Below are 17479 nucleotides of genomic sequence, written 5' to 3' on the forward strand. Positions count from 1 at the left end.
AAATAATCTGACTGACACGGCTCCTTCGGGAGCAAGCCCCCTCCCACAGGTTTTTCAGGAGTGTAGACGCTCTGGTCATTCGTCTCCCGGCGCCAGCAACAGATTCGGTGCCAGACGCTGATAGCCGTCCTGCGCCAGACGCATGTCGAGCAGCAGGCTGGTGAGGTCAGCCGACAACGCTTCGCCTTCGGCATCGTTCTCCAGATAAACCAGTTTCAGGTAGCTGTTGCAGCTGGGGCACACCTCCGCACGAATCGGCGCCTGATTAGCGGCGTGGCGATCGTCCTCCAGGCTCAAGTAATCCAGGCCTTTACTCGACTCGCAATACACGCACTTGACCCGCACCACGTGCCATTCGCAGGCGCACAACGAACACACCAGATAACGCAGACCGTTGTGTTTGCCGCGATGGCGGATCACCCCGGCCATCGCTGGTGAACCACAGCCCGGGCACTGGCTGAGGCTGTCGCCGGGTTTCAGTTGCAGGTTCGGTGCGCTGAGCAGCCAATGGCTCCACGCCGCTTGCAGGCCGGCGCCGAGGAACGGCACCAGCGCCGCCGGCACCATTGAATATTGACCGCTGACCAACGCCACCGCCCACGCACGCAACTGGCCGGCACTGGCGCCGCGCAGTGTCGCGAGCGCGTCGACTACGGCGGGTTGATCGGGCGCCACGTAACGTTGCAATAAAGCATCCAGATAAGCCCGCCAGGCGTCTTCGCGAACCAGTGTGTCGGCAGCAAACGGCGGTAAACCATGTTGCTGACAGGCTTCAATTCTTTGTTGATCAAACGGTACCGTCAGCGGTGGATCGTCGAAAACCTCCTGCTGAGCCCGGCACAATCCGGCGATCAGTCGCAGGTAATCGGCCAGCGGATGCCCGTGAGCCAATTGCTCCAGGCGCTGGGCGCGCAAAGTGAACAGATTGTGCGGCGGCAGGTGCAGAAACGGCGGCGAACTGGCCGCCGCTTCGATTTCCCCGGGTTCAAGAATGGTTGCCAAAAGTCAGCCCTTTTTGGTGATCGGTCGCTCCGGCACGTCCGGATTGCGTTCATCGCGGGTGATGTCGCGATACCACAGTTCATGGTGCTTCTTCGCCCAGGCGCGGCTGACCCAACCATGCAGCATCGCGTCCACCGAACCCTTGATCCACAGCCCGGCGTAGATGTGCACGATAATGCTGAGGATCAGCACAAACCCGGCCAGCGCATGCAGGAGCATGGCCCAGCGGATCACGGTGATGCCGAAGTACGCACTGAAATACGCGCGCCAGATCACCAGCCCGGTGAACAGCAACCCGAGCATGCACAGCAGTAAAGTCCAGAACAGCATCTTCTGCCCGGCGTTGTACTTGCCCACCGGCGGCGCGCTTTCTTCATCGTTGACCAGCACCCGATCAATGCGGCGCATCCACTTCCAGTCGTTGTCGATAAAGAAGTTCGCGCGCCAGAAGCGGAACACCAGGCCGAGGAACAACACGAACATCAGCACGCCCATGAACGGGTGCAGAATTCGCGTCCACGGCCCGCCGCCGAACAGGTTCGTCAGCCAGAACATCGACGGATGAAACAACGCCAGCCCGGACAGCCCGGCCATGAAGAACAGAATCGCCACCAGCCAGTGATTGGTGCGCTGGTTGGCGGTGTAGCGCAGGATCGTCTTGTTGCTCATGGCCGGTCCTCCCCGCGTGGATCGAAGGTGTGCACCGCCGGATCGACGACATGCACCGAGGTATCGGGCGGCGTCGGATGATCATCCTCCTCGGTGCGGTTCGGCCCGATACGCACATAGTGGAAGAACCCGGCCAGCACCGCCGCACCCATCGCCAGCAGGCCCAACGGTTTGCTGATGCCTTTCCACAAGCCCACCAGCGGGCTGATGGCCGGCGCCTCTGGCAACCCGGCGTAGATCTTCGGCGTGTCGGCGTGGTGCAACACATACATCACGTGAGTGCCGCCGACGCCTTCCGGGTCATACAGCCCGGCGTTGTCGAAGCCACGGCTTTTTAAATCGACGATGCGTTCGGCGGCGTGTTCCTTCATGTCTTCCTTGGTGCCGAAGACGATGGCGCCGGTAGGACAGGTTTTCACGCAGGCCGGCTCCAGCCCTACCGCGACGCGGTCGGAACACAAGGTGCATTTGTAGGCCTTGTGATCCTTCTGCGAGATGCGCGGAATGTTGAACGGGCAACCGGTGATGCAGTAACCGCAGCCGATGCAGTGATCCTGATCGAAATCGACGATGCCGTTGGCATGCTTGATGATCGCCCCGGGACTCGGACATGCCGCCAGGCAACCCGGCTCGGCGCAATGCATGCAGCCGTCCTTGCGGATCAGCCACTCCAGGTTGCCGGCGTCGGTTTCGTGTTCGGTGAAGCGCATCAAGGTCCAGGTTTCTGCGCTCAGGTCCTGCGGGTTGTCGTAGGTGCCGTGGTTGTGGCCGACCTCGTCGCGCAGCTCGTTCCATTCCGAGCAGGCGACCTGGCAGGCCTTGCAGCCAATGCATTTGGTGGTGTCGATCAGCTTGGCCACCGCCTCCTGATTCCTCACCGAGGGCGGCACCGTGGTGGTGGCCGAGCGGGCAATGATGTCTTGGCTGGCCATTTACAGTTTCTCCACGTTGACCAGGAATGACTTGGATTCCGGGGTCTGTGTGTTGCCATCGCCGAGGAACGGCACCAGGGTGTTGGTCAGATAACCGTGGCGCGTCTGGCCGGTGAATCCCCAGTGCAGCGGGATACCGATCTGATGCACCACCTGGCCGTTGACCTGCAGCGGCCGGATGCGTTTGGTCACCACCGCCACCGCCTCGATGAACCCGCGCTTGCAGCTGACCCGCACCCGATCTCCGGCGGCGATGCCCTTCTCCTTCGCCAGCACTTCGCCGATTTCGACGAACTGCTCAGGCTGGGCAATCGCATTCAACTTGCAATGCTTGCTCCAGAAGTGGAAGTGCTCGGTCAGCCGGTAACTGGTGCCGGCGTACGGGAAGTCCTTGGCCTCGCCGAGGCTTTCCCAGACCGAGTCGAAGATCCGTGCCGCCGGGTTGCTGGTGGCTTTCTTGTTTTGCGGGTGCAGCGGGTTGATGCCGATCGGCGTTTCGAACGGCTCGTAGTGCTCGGGGAATGGCCCTTCGTTCATCTTGTCGACGGCGAAGAACCGCGCCACGCCTTCGGGGTTCATGATGAAGGGGTTCATCCCGGCTTCCGGCGGCACATCGGCCTTGTAGTCCGGCACATCGGTGCCGCCCCAGGCCTTGCCGTTCCACCATACGAGGCGCTTTTTCGGATCCCACGGTTTGCCGGCGACGTCCGCTGAAGCGCGGTTGTAGAGGATCCGCCGGTTGGCTGGCCACGCCCAGGCCCAGCCCTGATGCTGATGCATGCCATACGGATCGGCATTGTCACGCCGGGCCATCTGGTTACCGGCCTCGGTCCAGCTGCCGGCGAAGATCCAGCAACCGGACGCGGTGCTGCCGTCGTCCTTGAGCAACCCGAACCCGGCCAGTTGCGAGCCGGCCTTGACCGCCACGCCGCTGGCATCGGTGAAGTCGACCATGGCGCTGCCATTGATCTCTTTGGCCAGCTCCTCCGGCGATGGCTCGTCGGGGATCTTGTACGGCCACGACAGGTTCAGCAGCGGATCGGGGAACTTGCCGCCCTCGGCCTGATAACGTTTGCGCAGACGCAGGAACAGTTCGCTCATGATGCGGATGTCGGTCTGCGCTTCACCGGGGCCGTCGGCGCCTTTCCAGTGCCATTGCAGCCAGCGACTGCTGTTGACCAGCGAGCCGTCCTCCTCGGCAAAGCAGGTGGTCGGCAGGCGAATCACTTCGGTCTGGATCTCGGAGCTTTTCACGTCGTTGTACGGCCCGACGTTTTGCCAGAACTCCGAGGTTTCGGTGGCCAGCGGGTCCATCACCACCAGCCACTTGAGCTTGGCCAGCGCGCCCATCACCCGGTTCTTGTCCGGCAACGCAGCGATCGGGTTGAAGCCCTGGCACATGTAGCCGTTGACCTTGCCCTGGCTCATCAGGTCGAACATCTTCAGGACGTCGTAGTTCGGAATGTCGAGTTTCGGCAGGTAGTCGTAATTCCAGTTGTTCTCCAGCGTCGCGTTGGCGCCGTACCAGGACTTCATCAGGCTGACGTGGAATTTGCTGTAGTTCTGCCAGTAGGACAACTGCCCCGGACGCAACGGCATTTGCGTACGCTTTTTGATAAAGGCGTTGTAGTCCTGCTCGGCATCGCCACCTAGGGTCAGATAACCCGGCAGCGAGTTGGACAACAACCCGAGGTCGGTCAGGCCCTGAATGTTCGAGTGCCCACGCAAGGCATTGACCCCGCCGCCGGGCATGCCAACGTTGCCCAGCAGCAGTTGCACCATCGCCGCGCTGCGGATGATCTGCGCGCCGATCGAGTGTTGCGTCCAGCCGAGGGCATAGAGAATGGTCATGGTCTTGCCCGGCGTGGAGCACGTGGCAATCTCATCCCAGATTTTCTGCATGGCATCGACCGGCATCCCACAGATCTGGCTCGCCAGCTCAATGTTGTAGCGGCTGTAATGCTGCTTCATCAATTGATAGACGCAGCGTGGATCCTGCAGGGTCGGGTCGACCTTGACGAAGCCGTCCTCGCCCAACTCGTAACCCCAGCCGGATTTGTCGGTGTAGCTGCGTTTGGCCGCGTCGTAGCCGCTGAAGATGCCGTCTTCAAAGCCATAGCCGGCTTTGACGATGAACGAGACGTCGGTGTAGTTGCGCACGTATTCGTGCTGGATCTTGTCCTGAGTCAGCAGGTAATTGATCAATCCGCCCATGAAGGCGATGTCGGTACCGGTGCGGATCGGCGCGTAATAGTCGGCCACGGAAGCGGTCCGGGTAAAACGCGGGTCGACCACGATCAGCCGGGCAGCGTTGTGCGCCTTGGCCTCGGTCACCCATTTGAAGCCGCACGGATGCGCTTCTGCTGCGTTGCCACCCATCACCAGGATCAGATTCGCGTTGGCGATATCGGTCCAGGTGTTGGTCATGGCTCCACGGCCGTACGTCGGGGCAAGACTTGCCACCGTCGGGCCGTGTCAGACACGCGCCTGGTTATCGAACCCCAGCATGCCAAGACTGCGAATCACCTTCTGGGTGATGTAACCGGCTTCGTTGGACGCGGCCGACGCGGCGAGGAACCCGGTGGTCAGCCAGCGATTCACCGTTTGCCCGGTGGAATTTTTCTCGATGAAGTTGGCGTCGCGGTCGGCCTTCATCAGGTCGGCGATGCGATCCAGTGCTTCATCCCAGCTGATCCGGGTCCATTCACTGCTGCCGGGCTTGCGCGTTTGCGGGTATTGCAGGCGGCCCGGGCTGTGAATGAAGTCCAGCAGGCCCGCGCCTTTTGGACACAGGGTGCCGCGGTTGACCGGATGGTCGGCGTCGCCCTCGATGTGAATGATATTTTGCGCGACGTTCTTCGCGGCATCGCCCTGGCTGTACATGATCAACCCGCAACCGACCGAGCAATACGGGCAGGTGTTGCGGGTTTCATGGGTATGGGCAAGCTTGAAGTGACGCACCTGCTCGGCGAAGGCCAGCGTCGGGGCCATGCCCAACGCGCCCAGGCTAGAGCCTGCAAGGCCGATACCGGCGACCTTGAAGAATTGACGACGGCTGAGATCCATCGTGCACTCCTGATCAGGTGGAACCCGGTACTTGAGCCGGGCTTTTTCTGGACAAACACGGTTACGGCAGAATGCCTGCCGGCTTTTTCACTGTAGACAATGACCACACACTCTGTGTGAAAACCGACCGTCGGCGACAATCGGTCATGCCCTGGAAAACCTGTGGGAGCGAGCCTGCTCGCGAAGAGGCCCTGTCAGTTGAGACAAATATTGACTGACACACCGCCTTCGCGAGCAGGCTCGCTCCCACAGGTTTTGTGTATCCCCAAGTGTCATGGGTTTATCATGGCGCCCATGAACAACCCGCCTTCACGAGACCGCGCATGACTTTCGATTTTGATCAGCTATTCGACCGCCACAACACCGGCAGCACCAAGTGGAGCCGCTACCCGGCCGATGTGTTGCCGATGTGGGTCGCTGATATGGATTTCGCCGCGCCACCGGTGATCATCGAAGCGTTGCAGCAGCGTCTGCTGCACCCGCTGGTGGGTTACAGCGTGGCGCAGGACAACTTGCGTGAAGCCATCGTCGCCGACCTGTGGGACAAGTTCGCCTGGAAGGTCAAACCGCAGGAGCTGATCTTCCTGCCGGGTGTTGAATCCGGTTTCAACATGGCTTTGAAAGCGCTGGTGCAGCCGCAGCAAAACGTCGTGGTGCAGGTGCCGAACTACCCGCCGCTGCGGCATGCGCCGGGGCATTGGGGGCTGAACAAGGTCGAGCTGGAATTCGTCGCCCAGGCCGATGGCACCTACGCCACCCCGCTGGAGACCCTGCGCGAATCGCTGAACGGCGGCGGCGCCCTGCTCCTGAGCAACCCGCACAACCCGATCGGCAAGGTGTTTGGCCGTGAGGAGCTGCAAGCCGTAGCGGATATCTGTGCGGCACAGGACGCCTGGATCATCTCCGACGAGATCCACGCCGAACTGTGCTTCGACGGCCGCGTGCACATTCCGACCGCCTCGCTGAGCCCGGAAATCGCCAGGCGCACCATCACCCTGATGTCGGCGAGCAAGGCCTACAACATCGCCGGCCTCAAGACCTCGTTCATGATCATCCAGGACGCCGCCCTGCGCGAGCGCGTGAACCACGCCCGTTGCGGCATGGTCGACAGCGTCAACCCGCTGGGCATGGAAGCCACCCGCGTCGCCTACAGCGAAGGCGCGCCGTGGCTGGCCGAACTGAAAACCTATCTGCAGGCCAACCGCGACTGGTTGGTGGACGCCGTGCGCAACCGCTTGCCGGGGGTGACGATCAATGTGCCGCAAGGGACGTATCTGGCGTGGCTCGATTGCTCGGCGCTGGACCTGGACAATCCGCAGCAGTTCTTCCTTGAACAGGCCAGGGTCGGTCTGAGCGCCGGGCTGGATTTCGGCGATCAGCACCAACAGTTCGTGCGCCTGAACTTCGGCTGCCCGCGGTCGTTGCTCGAAGAGGGCATTAGCCGCATGGAGCGTGCCCTGACAAACCGCAATATCTGAAAACACCACCCATCTGTAGGAGTGAGCCTGCTCGCGATAGCTGACTGACATTCCACATTAATGTCGGCTGATACACCGCCATCGCGAGCAGGCTCACTCCTACAATGGTTTTGTGGTCATCCAAAATCCGATCGAACTCACGGCAAACCGTCCGGGTCAACCACCCATACCTGCCCTGAGAACCTCGGAGATCTGTGATGACCGACTATCCAAAACCACCCTTCCCCGCACAAGCCCAAGCCGTCCCCGGTGCGCAAAGCAAAATGCAGCCGTATCCCGACTGCGGCGAGCAAAGCTACGTTGGTTCCGGGCGGCTGGCCGGCAAGATTGCGCTGATCACCGGCGCCGACAACGGTATCGGCCGCGCGGTGGCGATTGCCTTTGCCCGTGAAGGTGCAGACGTTGTCGTGGCTTATCTGAATGAACATGAAGACGCCAAAGAGACCGCACGCTGGGTTGAACAGGCAGGCCGCCAGTGCCTGTTGCTGTCCGGCGACCTCGCGCACAAGGCCCATTGTCAGGAACTGGTGGACAAGACCGTCGAACGCTTCGGGCGCATCGACATTCTGGTCAACAACGCCGCGTTCCAGATGACCCACGAAACCTTCGAAGAAATCCCCGACGACGAATGGGTGATGACCTTCGACGTCAACATCACGGCGATTTTCCGGCTGTGCCAGGCGGCGATCAAACACATGCGTCCCGGTGCCTCGATCATCAACACCAGCTCGGTCAACTCGGACATGCCCAAACCGACCCTGCTCGCCTACGCCACCACCAAGGGCGCGATTGCCAACTTCACCGGCGGTCTGGCGCAGATCCTCGGGCCGAAAGAGATCCGCGTGAACTGCGTGGCCCCCGGGCCGATCTGGACGCCACTGATCGTCTCGACCATGCCCGATGAAGAAGTGCAGAACTTCGGCAGCGAAACCCCGCTCGGTCGCCCCGGGCAACCGGTGGAAGTGGCGCCAATTTACGTGCTGCTGGCTTCCGATGAAGCCAGTTACATCACCGGTCAGCGCTATGGCGTCACCGGCGGCAAGCCGATGCTCTAAGCGGCGCGAGAAAAACTGAACCTGGCGGCATGACGTCCCTCCATACCTTTAAGAGCCCCAACCGGTCTGCAGGATCAGGAGGTCGTCATGTCCGCCCCTCTCATCAAACTCTTCACCCAGCCCAACTTCGCCTGGACCGATATCCGCCGCGAGGAAGAGGCCCATCCCCGTCACTACCTGGCGCATCTGTTGCTATTGGCGCTGATTCCCGCCGTGTGTCTGTTCCTCGGTACCACGTATGTCGGCTGGAGTCTGGCAGCCGGCGAGACCGTACGCTTGAGCACGGCCAGTGCACTGCAACTGAGCATTCTGCTGTATGTGGCGATTGTCGCCGGGGTCGCGATCATCGGCGGGTTCATCCGCTGGATGTCACGTACGTTCGACGCACGCCCCACGCTTAACCAGTGCATCGGTTTCGCTGCCTATACCGTGACGCCGTTCTTCGTCGCCGGGATCGCTGGCCTCTATCCGAGCCGCTGGCTGGCGATTCTGGTGCTGGGTGCCGCTTCGGTGTATTCGACGTTCCTGTTGTTCGTTGGTCTGCCGACGTTCATGCATGAACGCAAGGAACAGGGCCTGCTGTACTCGGCCTGCGTCTGGGGCGTCGGCCTGCTGGTGATGGTGACCATTCTGGTGTCGATGATTCTGCTGTGGTTCAACGTGCTCTCGCCCGAGTACTTGCGAACTACCGTTGGTTAACCCGGTGCCAACGCTGTCGTCGATGGACGGCCGAACATGAGCTTTGTCATCTGGGTCGCGGTGCTTGGCGCGGTGTTGCTGACCCTCGCGCTGACCTCGTCGTACCTGCGCTGGATGCCGGTCACCACTTCGGCCGTGAGCCTGCTGCTGGGGATCGGCATCGGCCCCAGCGGTCTGGATTTGCTGAAACTGTCACTGGAAAACGCTTCCGTATGGATGGAGCACCTCACGGAAGTGGCGGTACTGTTTTCGCTGTTTGTCTGCGGGCTGAAGTTGCGTCTGCCGCTGCGCGACAAGCGTTGGCGGATTGCGTTCGGGCTGGCGGGCCCGGTGATGGTGTTGACCATCGCCGGGGTCAGCGTATTGCTGCACTGGGGCCTGCAACTGTCGTGGGGACCGTCGCTGCTGATCGGGGCGATGCTCGCGCCGACCGACCCGGTGCTGGCCGCGCTGGTGCAGGTCAACGATGCGCGGGATGTCGACAGCGTGCGCTTCGGTCTGTCCGGTGAAGCCGGGCTCAACGACGGCATCGCTTTTCCGTTCGTGATTCTCGGCTTGCTGCTGTTGCAGGCCGACGCGCAACCCGGCGCCTTGACCGATTGGGTGCTGCACGGTCTGCTCTGGGCGGTGCCGGTCGGTTTGCTCACCGGTTACTGGATGGGGCGCGGCATCGGTCGGTTGACCCTGTCGTTGCGCATCCGCAACGACGACAGCACCCTGAGCCCGAATGATTATCTGGCGCTGTCGCTGATTGCCCTGGCTTACGTCGGCGCAGATGCGATTGGCGGTTATGGTTTTCTGTCGGTATTCGCCGCGGGCCTCGGCTTGCGTCAGGAAGAAGTCAAATCCACCGGCGCCAGCCAGCCGCCCGCCGAACATCTGGTGCAACCGGTGGTCGGCCACCAGAACATCGAACCGCAGCACGCGGTGCACGGCGATACCGAACGACTGGAGAGCAGTCAGGTCGCGGCCGGGATCATGATGGGCGACATGCTCTCATTCGGCAGTCTGGTGGAACGAGCCATGGAAGTGTTTCTGGTGACCCTGCTCGGTGTGGTGCTGGTGCCGCATTGGGACTGGCGGGCACTGGTCATTGGCGCGGTGCTGTTCTGCGTGGTGCGTCCGGCCTGCGTCGCGTTGATGCCTTGGGGCACTTTGCTCGACGGTGGTCAGCGGCTGTTGATCGGCTGGTTTGGCATTCGCGGGATCGGCAGCCTGTTCTATCTGTTTTATGCCTTGAACCACGGGCTGAGTCCTTCAGTCGCGACGTTGTGCACCAACATCACCCTGTCCGTAGTGGCATTGAGCATTTTGCTGCATGGCATCAGCACCCAGCCGCTGCTGGCCCGCTACGAACAACGGCAAAAACGAAAAAACTGATTTTTCAGACGGGAATCACTTGGGTAATCCATCGAAGTTTTTTCTGAAAATAAATGGATCCCTCGACCAAAGCGGACAGTCACAAGCATAACCCCTCGCTGGATGCACTCGGCGGGGTCCGGCAGGTTCGGTTCCCCTGCGGCTTGCAGCCCATGAAAAGGAATCTTTGGATAACAAGGTCACGGTCATGAAAGAATGCTCGACTCCGGCACAAATCAAGGCTTGCAGGGCTTTGGCCCTGGAACGCAATCGTCAACTGTTCGAAGATGCCCACGCCCTCAACCGAGCGGCTTACGAGCTGCTGGAAGCGGACAATCTGGACCTCGAACAGTTTGAGCACTATCGAGCAATGCGCCGCAAAGCCGATGGGAAGTTCGAGGAAGCCATCGATCACTTGTGCGTCCTCAACGAAGACTTCCCGCCGATTCCGATGTCGCCGCATCACTCGCAGGAATTGCGTCGGCAACTTGAAACCGTCGAATAAAGCACACAAGAAAAAGCCCGGCAGTGATGTCCGGGCTTTTTCTTTGGGCGGCGTTTAGCCCCCGGGGTTGGTCACCTGAATGAACACCGCATAAGCCCCGAGCAGGATCCAGAACGTGGCGAAGATCCAGGGCGTGCGCACCGAAAACAACAGCGACTTGCGATAGCCCTTGTGGCTCGACTCCATTTCACTGAACAGCGGCGACTCGTCGTAAGCCATGCCCATGATCGGCTCGCTGCGTAACAACTCGCTCTGCTTGTAGTGCCAGTGATCGATGATGTCGTACGCCGCCCGTATCCCCGGCCAGGCGTTGAGCGAGCTGAGCAACCCGAGCAGCGCGAGAAACGGCGGCACCACCAGCGTGAACAATTTGCCCCATTCGGGGTTGAGGTTGGCCATGCACGAAGCAAAGGCAATCACCAGAAACGACTGCGCCGCCAGATAGGCATCGGTGCGGTTGGCGAGGATGCTGGTTTCGTACTGGATTTCCTTGCGATAGAAGTCCAGCCGTTCCTTGGGTGAGCCGAACATCTTGGCGTCGTGTTCAGTCAGGTGCTCTTCAGCGCTGGGCTCAGTCAGTATGCGAGGCAAGGGACGCGCACTCCGTGGCGGGGAAACCTTTTAGAAGGCCCTCGCCACGGACAAGTTCAGGCGGATTCACTTCATCGACTGCGCGATGATTTCCACCAGATTGAGCTGGGTGAACGGCTTGGGCAGACGCGGCAATTGCGCGGCAAAGCCTTCCAGACGTTCGGCGTAACCGGTGGCCAGAATGATCGGCAGATCCGGCTTGAGCAAACGCACCGCATGCGCCAGTTGCGCGCCGCTCATCTGCGGCATGGCCATGTCGGTGATCATCAGATCGATGACTTCGCCCTGCTCGAACAACGCCAGCGCCCTGGCACCGGACGTGGCGCTGATCACGCGATGGCCAAGGTCTTCGAGCAGCAGCGTGGTGCTGGTCATCACCAGCGAATCGTCGTCCACCACCAGAACGCTGAGGCGCGGCACCAACACCGGTTTGACCGCCGGGTAGAGGTTTTTTGCCGTCTCCCCGGCCAGCGCCACCGGTATCCACATTTCAGCGCGGGTGCCATGGCCTTTTTCGCTCTTGAGAATGAAACGGCCGCCCAGTTGCTCGATAAAGCCATGCACCATCGACAGGCCCAGCCCGGTGCCCTTGCCCACGCCCTTGGTGGTGAAAAACGGATCCCTGGCCGAACCCAGCGTGGCTTCGTCCATGCCCTCGCCCGTGTCGATCACGCTCAGGCACACATAGTGCCCGGCCGCCATTGACGAATGGCTTTGCTCAAGCACGACTTCCGGCTGCGCGGTAATGCACAGGCTGCCACCGTCGACCATGGCGTCGCGGGCGTTGGTCGCCAGATTGAGCAACGCCAGTTCCAGTTGGTTGCTGTCGGCCAGCACCGGTTGCAGATCCTCGGGAAAGCGTGTCTCGATGCGAATCCCCGGGCCTATCGAGCTGCGCAACAGTCCGGTGATGCCTTGCACCAGTAGCGGAATATCGACCGGCTCGGTCTTGAGTTCCTGACGGCGGGCGAACGCCAGCATGCGTTGGGTCAGCGATACGCCACGCAACGCACCCTGCGTGGCGTTTTCCAGCAGACGACTGTTTTTCGGGTCGTCACCGATGCGTTTTTGCAGAATCTCCAGATTGCCCAGAATCACCGTCAGCAGATTGTTGAAGTCATGGGCGATGCCGCCGCTGAGCTGACCGATGGCCTGCATCTTCTGCGCCTGAAACAGCGCTTCGCGGGTCTTTTCCAGCGCCACTTGCGACTCATGGGCTTCGGTGACATCGCGGGTGATCTTGGCAAACCCGAGCAGCGTGCCGGTTTCGCCGCGAATGGCATCGACCACCACGTGGGCCAGAAACCGCGTGCCATCCTTGCGCATGCGCCAGCTCTTGTTCTCGAAACGGCCCTCGCGGGTGGCAATCTCCAGTGCCCGTTGCGGTTCGCCGGCCACACGGTCTTCCGGGGTGTAGAAAATCGAAAAATGCTGGCCGATGATTTCTTCCGGCTGGTACCCCTTGATCCGCTGGGCGCCCTGATTCCAGTTGCTCACACGACCTTCGGGGCTGAGCATGTAGATCGCATAATCGGTGACACCCTGCACCAGCAGGCGAAACTGCTGTTCGCTTTGCTTGAGGGTTTCCTCAGCCATCTTGCGGTCGGTCAGGTCACGGGTGATCTTGGCATAGCCGAGCAGTTTGCCGTTGGGATCAATGATCGGATCGATGACTACATGGCACCAGAAGCTGGTGCCATCCTTGCGCACCCGCCAGCCCTCGCCTTCAAAGCGTCCTTCGCGCAGAGCCGTGTCGAGCGCGCGTTGCGGCAGGCCCGCCACACGATCATCGGCGGTATAGAAGCGCGAGAAATGCTCGCCGAGAATCTCCGCCTCTTCGTAGCCCTTGAAGCGTTTCGCGCCGGAGTTCCAGCTGGTGATGATGCCGTCTGGATCGATCATGTAAATCGCATAATCGACCACCGCATCGATCAGCAGACGAAAACGCATCTCCTCGATCGCGGCAGTTTTGCTCGGGTTGTCACTCATCAGGTTCACCGCTGGTTTTCATTAGCGCAAGTATGCGGCAATCCGGCGCCATGGGAAGGTGCAAACGCGCGTCAATTCACGACGTGAACAAAGTACTCGTTGCGCACGAGTCTGTATCGAGCGACCACCAGCGTGGCAGCAGTTGCTGAATGCGCGGTTCGGCGAAGCGGTCATCGATCAGCATCACCACGCCACGATCTTCACGGGTGCGGATCACCCGCCCGGCGGCCTGCACCACTTTCTGCACGCCCGGATACAGATAGGTGTAGTCGTAACCGGCGCCGAAAATCGCCGCCATGCGCCGTTTCAACTGTTCATTGACCGGGTTGAGCTGGGCCAGTCCCAGGGTCGCAATGAACGCGCCGATCAGCCGTGCTCCGGGCAGGTCGATGCCCTCGCCGAACGCACCGCCCAACACGGCGAAGCCGATGCCCTGGCTGTCGGCGGTGAACTGATCGAGAAAGGCCTGCCGCTGCCCTTCGGCCATGCCCCGGGACTGTTGCCACAGATTGATCTGCGGATGGCGTTCGGCGAGCAGCGTCAGCACTTGTTGCAGGTAATCGAAGCTGCTGAAGAACGCCAGGTAATTGCCCGGGCGCTCGCTGAACTGGCGGGCGATCAGCTCGACGATCGGTTCCAGCGACGCCTGGCGATGATTGAAACGCGTGGAGATACGGCTGACGATCTGCACTTGCAACTGTTCGGCGCTGAAGGGTGATTCGACGTCTATGCATACCGTGTCGGCGGGCGTGCCGAGCAGATCGGCGTAATAGCGCCGTGGGCTCAGCGTCGCCGAGAACAACACGCTGCTGCGCGCCGCTTTCAGCCGCGGGCCGATGAACGCCGCCGGCACCACGTTGCGCAGGCACAACTGCGACAGCGGCCGCTTGCGCTCAAGGTCGCGCTTACTGATGTCGAACAGGTAATGCTCGTCGAACAGCTCCGCCACCCGGCCGAACTGCAGCATGTCGAAATAGAAAGTTTGCAGCGCGCTGTCGAGTCCCTGCGGATGATCATTGAGGTAGTCGCCGATGGCCGCGCTGCACAGGGACACCGCTTGCAGCAGTTTCTCCGGGGCCTTGTCGTAGGCTTGATACGGCGCCAGTTGCGGCTGATGCAGCGCGTTCCACTCGCGGTTGACCCGTTGCAGGGATTTTTTCAGCACCTCGGGGGCCGTCTTGCGCACACTGGCCAGCGCGGCCTGATCGAGACTGGCGCTGTACATCGAACGCCCACGTTCGACCAGGTTGTGCGCTTCATCCGCCAGCACCGCAACCTTCCACTGATTGAGCTGGGCCAGACCGAACAGCAGCGCGCTGAAATCGAAGTAATAGTTGTAGTCCGCCACCACCACGTCGGCCCAGCGGGCCATTTCCTGGCTCAGGTAATACGGGCACACCGTGTGCTCACGGGCCACTTCACGCATCGCCGCCTGATCGAGCAGATTGATCCGGCTGGCCGCTTGGCGGGCGGCGGGCAGCCGATCATAAAAGCCCTGGGCCAACGGGCAGGACTCACCGTGACAGGCTTTGTCCGGGTGTTCGCAAGCCTTGTCGCGGGCGACCATCTCCAGCACCCGCAGCGGCAAGCGTTCAGACTGATCGAACAACACCTGACTGGCATCCAGCGCCAGTTTGCGCCCCGGGGTCTTGGCGGTCAGAAAGAACACCTTGTCCAGTTGCTGCGGCGCCAGTGCCTTGAGCATGGGGAACAGCGTGCCGAGGGTTTTACCGATCCCGGTGGGCGCCTGGGCCATCAGGCAGCGGCCGGTGCTGACCGCTTTGAACACCGATTCGGCCAGATGCCGCTGGCCGGGGCGAAAGTCGGCGTGGGGAAAGCTCAATTGCTGCGCGGCCAGATTGCGCGCCTCGCGATGGGCCATTTCCTGCTCGGCCCAGTCCAGAAACAACCGGCATTGTTGCTCGAAAAAGGCTTGCAAGTCGGGTGCATTGAAGGACTCGACCAGACAGGTTTCCTTTTCGCTGACGATGTCGAAATACACCAGTGCCAGATTGATCTGCTCAAGTTCAAGCTTGCGGCACATCAGCCAGCCGTAGATTTTCGCCTGCGCCCAATGCAACTGCCGATGGTTGGCCGGTTGCTTGCTCAGGTCACCGCGATAGGTTTTGACTTCTTCCAGACAGTTCTGCGCCGGGTCATAGCCGTCCGCCCTGCCCCTGACCTTCAACCGCAGAAACTCGCCTTCCAGTGCCACTTCGCTTTGGTATTTGTCGTTGCGCCGCGAGGCCACGGTGCGGTGCCCGAGCATGCCTTCGAGGGCTGTCGGCGAAGGGGTAAAACGCAGGTCGAGGTCGCCGGTCTTGGCGGTGAACTCGCATAGGGCACGGACGGCAATGCTGTAGCTCAAGCGCTCTGCTCCGCCCATTGCACGTAGCACACGGCGACCGGCATCTGGTGTTGGTGGCAAAATTCCAGCCAGCGCAGTTGGTTGTCCTGCAAGCGGTCACCGGGGCCTTTGACTTCGATCATCCGGTAGGTCTTGTGCTGCGGCCAGAACTGGATCAGATCCGGCATGCCGGCGCGATTGGCCTTGATGTCGAGCAGCAGGCGATTGAACCAGTGCTTGAGGTGTTCCGCCGGCAAACACGCCAGCGCCTGCTCCAGCAGTTGCTCATTCAACGCGCCCCAGAACACGAACGGCGACTGCACGCCCCATTTGGCGGCGAAGCGCTCACGAATGGTCGCCGCATAACGGCCGTCGTCGAGTTGGTCGAGGCAAGCCTGAAACAGTTCGGCGCGGCGTTGCTGAAAGTCTTCGTTGAGCAGATCCACCGGCCCGCGCTGGAACGGATGAAAGAACGCCCCCGGCAGCGGCGCAAAAATCGCCGGCCAGCACAACAGGCCGAACAGCGAGTTGATCAGGCTGTTCTCGACGTAGTGCACCGGGCCGCTGTCTTCGTGCAAATGCGCCTGCACATAGAACTCCACCGACAATCCCGGATCAGTGCGCGGCAGTTGCAGATCAAGGCGCTCGACCGGGCGTGGCGTTGCCCGTTTGAGCGGTGGCCCGCCGAGTTTGCGCCGCAGCCGTGGCAGCATCCGTTGCAGGCTCTGCTGTTCGGCGGCGCTTTCCGGCGCCTGTTCGGCGAGGCTGGCGAGCTCCAGCGCCAGTGCGTATTCGCCGCAGCGCTCCAGCACGCGGATCATTCGCTGACGGGCGCCGGGGTAGGCACAGTTGCGGTAAATACTCAGGGCCAGGGCAAACTCGGCGATGCGCTCGCAATACTGGCCGATCTGGAACAGCACCTTGCCGCGCCGCCGCTGCAGCCACGGGTTGTCGAACTGCAACGCGCGGACCTGCTCGACAATGGGCTCCAACGGTTCACCGGCTTCGAAACGCAGTTGGCACTGATGCAGGAACAGGCAGGCGTCAACGTCCTCTCGGCTGCGCAGGCCACGGGAGTCAGCGCAGAACTCGACTTTTTCGTAGGTAAAGATCCCGAGGTCGGCGAGGACGAATTCCGACCAGTCCTGATACAGGTTGCCGAAGAACATCAGACGCAGGCGGTCGCAGAGGTCCATGATGGTCAGGCTGAGCAAGCGCTCGCCGAGCGTCGGTGCCCAATCGTAGAGGCTGCGCGACTCGCTGAATTGCTCGGCGAGCGGCGGCAGCCAGTCGTCCTTGCGGCCCTTGGGTTGCTCGATAAAGCTGCCGAACGCCTGCAGCAGTTCAGCCTTGAGCAACACGTCGAACACTTCGGCCACGCTCAACAGAGCCTGATCGTCGAGCCAGCCGTGACGCAACAACGGCTGCGCGGCGTTGCTGATGTCCCCAATTTCCGGGTAGTTGAGTTTGCCGAGGCGGAAATGCACGCCCTTGCGCATTATCATGCGCACCAGCAAACCCTGCGAAGCGCGTGGCAAGGCCTTGAAGTCGCGAATAAAGCCGTGCTCGGATTCGCTCATCACATCGGCATAGCGAAGTTCAAGCCAATCAAGCACTTGCCAGAAGTTGTTGAGGTAATAGAACGGATCGTCGAGCGGGTTGGCAGTCACGGGAATTCAGGGCCATGGCGAGCGAATACTGGTTATGCGTACAGATACCAGCTCTGCCCTGTCTCCTGCAAACGGAAAAAGATCAGTGGCAGCGGCAATCGGGATTTTTTCAGGGTG

13 protein-coding genes are annotated in these 17479 nt (G+C 61.2%); 5 read left to right on the forward strand and 8 right to left on the reverse strand.

Annotation, left to right across the window (positions count from 1 at the left end; all coding sequences use genetic code 11):
• Nucleotides 1-75: 75 nt before the first annotated feature.
• From fdhE to fdnG, 4 genes are read right to left on the reverse strand one after another with little or no spacing between them, the layout of a single operon-like run.
• Complete coding sequence (fdhE, locus tag HDC30_RS00490; RefSeq protein WP_183779862.1) at nucleotides 76-1002, reverse strand: formate dehydrogenase accessory protein FdhE; 927 nt, start codon at nucleotides 1000-1002, stop codon at nucleotides 76-78.
• A 3-nt stretch (nucleotides 1003-1005) separates the two neighbouring features.
• Complete coding sequence (locus tag HDC30_RS00495; protein WP_183779865.1) at nucleotides 1006-1671, reverse strand: formate dehydrogenase subunit gamma; 666 nt, start codon at nucleotides 1669-1671, stop codon at nucleotides 1006-1008.
• Nucleotides 1668-2603 carry a formate dehydrogenase subunit beta gene (fdxH, locus tag HDC30_RS00500; RefSeq protein ID WP_103367049.1) on the reverse strand — a complete coding sequence of 312 codons (936 nt, stop codon included), beginning with the start codon at nucleotides 2601-2603 and terminating at the stop codon, nucleotides 1668-1670. The genes HDC30_RS00495 and fdxH overlap by 4 nt, the downstream gene beginning before the upstream one ends.
• Nucleotides 2604-5669, reverse strand: coding sequence for a formate dehydrogenase-N subunit alpha (gene fdnG, locus HDC30_RS00505; RefSeq protein WP_183779868.1), 3066 nt, complete (start codon nucleotides 5667-5669; stop codon nucleotides 2604-2606).
• 323 nt (nucleotides 5670-5992) lie between these two features.
• On the opposite strand from fdnG, the gene HDC30_RS00510 reads away from it, so the two are divergent.
• From HDC30_RS00510 to HDC30_RS00530, 5 genes are all read left to right on the forward strand, one after another.
• On the forward strand, nucleotides 5993-7147 hold the full coding sequence (locus HDC30_RS00510) for a MalY/PatB family protein (protein WP_183779870.1): 1155 nt from the start codon (nucleotides 5993-5995) through the stop codon (nucleotides 7145-7147).
• Nucleotides 7148-7344: 197 nt separating this feature from the next.
• Nucleotides 7345-8202 carry a glucose 1-dehydrogenase gene (locus tag HDC30_RS00515; protein ID WP_183779872.1) on the forward strand — a complete coding sequence of 286 codons (858 nt, stop codon included), beginning with the start codon at nucleotides 7345-7347 and terminating at the stop codon, nucleotides 8200-8202.
• An 87-nt stretch (nucleotides 8203-8289) separates the two neighbouring features.
• Nucleotides 8290-8901 carry a Yip1 family protein gene (locus HDC30_RS00520; RefSeq protein WP_183779874.1) on the forward strand — a complete coding sequence of 204 codons (612 nt, stop codon included), beginning with the start codon at nucleotides 8290-8292 and terminating at the stop codon, nucleotides 8899-8901.
• A gap of 36 nt (nucleotides 8902-8937) precedes the next feature.
• Nucleotides 8938-10281 carry a sodium:proton antiporter gene (locus HDC30_RS00525; protein ID WP_183779875.1) on the forward strand — a complete coding sequence of 448 codons (1344 nt, stop codon included), beginning with the start codon at nucleotides 8938-8940 and terminating at the stop codon, nucleotides 10279-10281.
• A gap of 187 nt (nucleotides 10282-10468) precedes the next feature.
• A complete protein-coding gene (locus HDC30_RS00530) occupies nucleotides 10469-10765 on the forward strand; it encodes a hypothetical protein (RefSeq protein WP_027612795.1) in 297 nt (98 codons plus the stop codon).
• Between the two features lie 54 nt (nucleotides 10766-10819).
• Here the strand turns inward: HDC30_RS00530 and HDC30_RS00535 are convergent, their stop codons facing one another.
• From HDC30_RS00535 to HDC30_RS00550, 4 genes are all read right to left on the reverse strand, one after another.
• Complete coding sequence (locus HDC30_RS00535) at nucleotides 10820-11356, reverse strand: hypothetical protein (protein ID WP_007967008.1); 537 nt, start codon at nucleotides 11354-11356, stop codon at nucleotides 10820-10822.
• Nucleotides 11357-11422: 66 nt separating this feature from the next.
• Nucleotides 11423-13345, reverse strand: a complete 1923-nt coding sequence (locus tag HDC30_RS00540) for a PAS domain-containing sensor histidine kinase (protein ID WP_183779877.1) — start codon at nucleotides 13343-13345, stop codon at nucleotides 11423-11425.
• Nucleotides 13346-13421: 76 nt separating this feature from the next.
• Nucleotides 13422-15713 (reverse strand): ATP-dependent DNA helicase, encoded by a 2292-nt coding sequence (locus HDC30_RS00545; RefSeq protein WP_183779879.1) that lies wholly within the window; start codon nucleotides 15711-15713, stop codon nucleotides 13422-13424.
• Nucleotides 15710-17362, reverse strand: a complete 1653-nt coding sequence (locus HDC30_RS00550) for a VRR-NUC domain-containing protein (protein ID WP_183779881.1) — start codon at nucleotides 17360-17362, stop codon at nucleotides 15710-15712. Before HDC30_RS00550 ends, HDC30_RS00545 begins: the two co-directional genes overlap by 4 nt.
• Between the last annotated feature and the right edge of the window lie 117 nt (nucleotides 17363-17479).

The sequence above is a fragment of the Pseudomonas sp. JAI115 genome (genome assembly GCF_014200835.1).
In the GTDB taxonomy this organism is placed as follows: Bacteria; Pseudomonadota; Gammaproteobacteria; order Pseudomonadales; family Pseudomonadaceae; genus Aquipseudomonas; species Aquipseudomonas putida_A.

Coding starts and splice junctions, on each gene's coding strand:
- HDC30_RS00495 (WP_183779865.1), bottom strand. CDS start 1,671: ATGAGCAACAAGACGATCCTGCGCTACACCGCCAACCAGCGCACCAAT.
- fdxH (WP_103367049.1), bottom strand. CDS start 2,603: ATGGCCAGCCAAGACATCATTGCCCGCTCGGCCACCACCACGGTGCCG.
- HDC30_RS00510 (WP_183779870.1), top strand. CDS start 5,993: ATGACTTTCGATTTTGATCAGCTATTCGACCGCCACAACACCGGCAGC.
- HDC30_RS00515 (WP_183779872.1), top strand. CDS start 7,345: ATGACCGACTATCCAAAACCACCCTTCCCCGCACAAGCCCAAGCCGTC.
- HDC30_RS00520 (WP_183779874.1), top strand. CDS start 8,290: ATGTCCGCCCCTCTCATCAAACTCTTCACCCAGCCCAACTTCGCCTGG.
- HDC30_RS00525 (WP_183779875.1), top strand. CDS start 8,938: ATGAGCTTTGTCATCTGGGTCGCGGTGCTTGGCGCGGTGTTGCTGACC.
- HDC30_RS00530 (WP_027612795.1), top strand. CDS start 10,469: ATGAAAGAATGCTCGACTCCGGCACAAATCAAGGCTTGCAGGGCTTTG.
- HDC30_RS00540 (WP_183779877.1), bottom strand. CDS start 13,345: ATGAGTGACAACCCGAGCAAAACTGCCGCGATCGAGGAGATGCGTTTT.